This is a genomic window from Bacillus sp. C30 (genome assembly GCF_040838255.1).
Taxonomy (GTDB): Bacteria; Bacillota; Bacilli; order Bacillales; family Bacillaceae_G; genus Bacillus_A; species Bacillus_A mycoides.
In genome coordinates this window covers 1-2,431 of the sequence record NZ_JBFPJH010000437.1, presented here as the reverse complement: position 1 = coordinate 2,431, position 2,431 = coordinate 1, and the positions used below count along the sequence as shown (strand labels likewise).

The 2,431-nt window shown below is 33.7% G+C and carries 5 protein-coding genes; 4 read left to right on the top strand and 1 reads right to left on the bottom strand.

The window, feature by feature from the left end; translation table 11 throughout:
* Positions 1 to 21: 21 nt before the first annotated feature.
* Entirely contained in the window at positions 22 to 270 is a 249-nt protein-coding gene (locus AB3X49_RS21405) for a hypothetical protein (RefSeq protein WP_000433610.1), read from the bottom strand.
* 298 nt (positions 271 to 568) lie between these two features.
* On the opposite strand from AB3X49_RS21405, the gene AB3X49_RS21400 reads away from it, so the two are divergent.
* From AB3X49_RS21400 to AB3X49_RS21385, 4 genes are all read left to right on the top strand, one after another.
* A complete protein-coding gene (locus AB3X49_RS21400) occupies positions 569 to 952 on the top strand; it encodes a VOC family protein (protein ID WP_070139481.1) in 384 nt (127 codons plus the stop codon).
* Between the two features lie 15 nt (positions 953 to 967).
* Positions 968 to 1,510 carry a GNAT family N-acetyltransferase gene (locus AB3X49_RS21395; protein ID WP_002110526.1) on the top strand — a complete coding sequence of 181 codons (543 nt, stop codon included), beginning with the start codon at positions 968 to 970 and terminating at the stop codon, positions 1,508 to 1,510.
* Positions 1,510 to 2,097, top strand: a complete 588-nt coding sequence (locus AB3X49_RS21390; protein ID WP_367964601.1) for a kinase — start codon at positions 1,510 to 1,512, stop codon at positions 2,095 to 2,097. Before AB3X49_RS21395 ends, AB3X49_RS21390 begins: the two co-directional genes overlap by 1 nt.
* 31 nt (positions 2,098 to 2,128) lie before the next feature.
* Positions 2,129 to 2,431 (top strand): HAD hydrolase-like protein (locus tag AB3X49_RS21385; RefSeq protein ID WP_367964599.1); only part of this gene is annotated, 303 nt, incomplete at its 3' end.

The window sequence follows — 2,431 nt, the reverse complement described above, 5'->3', positions numbered from 1 at the left end:
CTATAAGGGATAGTAACGATTTTATGAGAAAGACTGATTTTGCGCAGGTTTTATAAATTGCTCTGGGTTTTCAACAAGCCCGCATACAGCACATTGGACGCGATAAGTAGGTCCTTGATAAGCCATATGAAAAGCATTCATCGTTTCGTTTGTGTATTCTTCTTCTACTTGACCAGTTTGTGGATTTAATTTCACTGGTTTTACTTGTTGCTCAAGAATATTAAAGCGAGTTCGGTTCGTTTTACAGCTTGGACATAGCATTGGTTCCATATGTATACACCTCCATTTGTAGCATTTCTTAAGCGGTATGATTTTATGCACATAGTTTTATGATCACGTAGAAAAAACTTTCTCAACATAAATAGGTGTATATTATATTTAAAATTCAGAAAAAATAAAATATAATAAATGTAAGAACTGGTTATGTCCAAACCAAATCTCCTGTTTTATGCCAATAAGCTGGGGGCCGAGAAATCGGCCTCATTTTTTTGTGCTCATCTCTATAAGGTACAAGGTTTTTAAAAACATTTGTCGAATTTTTAGAGGTGAAGGTAAAGGGGGAATAATTATGAACTTAAAAATGAAATACATTATTTTATATGTAGAAAAGTTTGAACAATGTCTTCAGTTTTATAAAGAAATTTTAAAATTACCAATAAGAGCAGAGCACGGTACATATATTGAATTTGAAACAGGAGCAACAATTTTAGCGATGAATACACGAGAGGATGTTAAGGAGTTAACGGGATTACCTCTTACAGAAGGTGTACTACAATCTTCTCATTTTGAAATAGGATTTGTTGTAGATGATGTTAAGGAAACGATTGAGAAATTAAAAGAACAAGGGGTTAAAGTTCTAGTTGAGCCAATCGTAAAACCGTGGGGACAAACAATTGCTTACATTGCTGACCCAGACGGTAATTATATTGAAATTTGTAGTTCATTAGAATAGAAGGAGAAAAAGAGGATGGGGTTTCCAAAATTAGAAACAGAACGTTTACTATTAAGAGAACTTACACTATTAGATGCAGAAACAATGTTCCATTATTTTTCAAAAGAATCCGTTATTCGTTATTTTGGAATGGACTCTTTCGAAAATGTTGAGCAAGCAAAAACGACTATTCAAACGTTTAGAAAGCGTAATGAAGAGGGAAGTGTATTTCGCTGGGGAATAGAGAAGAAAGGCACAGATCAATTAATTGGTACGTGTGGATTTCATTTAATTAACAATCATCATAAACGAGCTGAAATTGGTTATGAGCTAGATGATACATATTGGGGACAAGGATACGCAACCGAAGCACTGCAAGCAATGCTAGCTTACGGATTTGAAACGTTGCACTTTATAAGAATTGCAGCTGTCGTATATATAGAAAATGAAGCTTCCCGTAATTTATTAAAAAAAGCCGGATTTCAAGAAGAAGGATTACTTCGAAAATATATGATTCAAAATGATGTTGCTCATGACACGGTCGTTTATTCATTATTAAAAGAAGATTGGAAAAAGTAATGAGCACAAATGAAATAATGAAAGTTATTAAGGAACATAAAGATGAGCGATTTATACTAGGTATAGACGGACTAAGTCGTTCGGGTAAAACAACTTTGGTTAAAGAGTTGGAAGCAGATATGAAGCAAAGTGGAATCCTGTTTCATATTTTTCATATTGACGATCACATTACCGAGCGTAACAAGCGATATAATACTGGATTTGCAGAATGGTATGAGTACTACAACCTTCAATGGGATATAGAGTGGTTGCAGCGAAACTTTTTTTGGAAGTTACAAAGCGATATACAAGTACAATTGCCTTTCTATCATGATGAAACAGACATATGTGAAATGAAAGAAATACAGCTTCCTTTAGTAGGTGTAATAATTGTTGAAGGTGTTTTTCTGCAGCGAAAAGAATGGAGAAATTTCTTTCATTATATGGTGTATTTGGATTGTTCAAGAGAGACAAGGTTTCTTCGCGAGAGTGAGGAAACGCAGAAGAACCTTCCAAAGTTTCAAAGTAGGTATTGGAAAGCTGAGGAGTATTATTTGGAAAAGGAATCACCGAGGGATTTGGCGGATTTCGTAATACGCAATATGTAACAATGTAAGTATAAAATAGAAGGTGTATAAAATGAATATTTTATGGGATTTTGATGGGACGTTATTTAATACGTATCCTGCATATACAATGATGCTTTCTGAAATATTAGGTGATGCAGTAGATAAACAAGAAATATACAAAAACTTAAAAATATCATATTCCCACGCAATTCAATATTACAACATTTCAAATGAACAGGAAGAACAGATTAAAGTTTTGAAGAAACAGTTTACTCCAAAAGATATGAAACCGTTTGAAGGTGTCGAAGAGATTTTGAAATTTGCGCATAAAAACGTGATTATGACACATAAACATAGGACAGGAGTTATGGAA

Excerpts from the sequence above, each read along its gene's own strand:
- AB3X49_RS21405 (WP_000433610.1), bottom strand. The coding sequence starts at position 270 with ATGGAACCAATGCTATGTCCAAGCTGTAAAACGAACCGAACTCGCTTT.
- AB3X49_RS21400 (WP_070139481.1), top strand. The coding sequence starts at position 569 with ATGAACTTAAAAATGAAATACATTATTTTATATGTAGAAAAGTTTGAA.
- AB3X49_RS21395 (WP_002110526.1), top strand. The coding sequence starts at position 968 with ATGGGGTTTCCAAAATTAGAAACAGAACGTTTACTATTAAGAGAACTT.
- AB3X49_RS21390 (WP_367964601.1), top strand. The coding sequence starts at position 1,510 with ATGAGCACAAATGAAATAATGAAAGTTATTAAGGAACATAAAGATGAG.